This is a genomic window from Duganella violaceipulchra (genome assembly GCF_019166075.1).
Taxonomy (GTDB): Bacteria; Pseudomonadota; Gammaproteobacteria; order Burkholderiales; family Burkholderiaceae_D; genus Rugamonas; species Rugamonas violaceipulchra.
The window spans coordinates 1-488 of the sequence record NZ_JAHTGR010000110.1; the positions used below are offsets into that span (position 1 = coordinate 1).

Annotated in this window: 1 protein-coding gene; it reads right to left on the bottom strand. The window is 71.3% G+C overall.

Features of this window, described 5'->3' with window-relative positions; translation table 11 throughout:
• The coding region (locus tag KVP70_RS33195) for an AMP-binding enzyme (protein WP_217946705.1) at nucleotides 1–488 on the bottom strand (488 nt) is incomplete at both ends.

Sequence of the window (488 nt, forward strand, 5' to 3'; positions counted from 1 at the left end):
GCCAGGAACTGGCGCAGGTCCGGCGGCAGCTCGCCGCGCGCCACCACATAGGCGTGCAGCGAGGTCGAACCATCCTCCGCGCTGCGCGCCACCACGGCCGCCTCGGCGATCTCCGGATGGCTCAGCAGCGCGTTCTCGATCTCGCCCACCTCGATGCGCACGCCGTTGACCTTGACCTGGCCGTCGCGCCGTCCGAGGAAGCGCAGGTTGCCGTCGGCCAGCAGCACGCCCATGTCGCCGCTGCGGTACACCACTTCATCGGCGCCGGGACGCAGCGGATTGGGCACGAACACCTGCGCGCTCAGCGCCGCGTCGCGGTAGTAGCCCAGCGTGAAGAACGCCGAGCGCACATAGATCTCGCCGGGCGTGCCGACCGGGCACGCCACGCCGTCGGCGTCGAGCACGATCATCTGCGTGGCCGCGATCGGCTTGCCGATCGGGATGTAGCCGCGCTCCACGTCGGCCGCGACGATGCGGTGGTGGCAGCG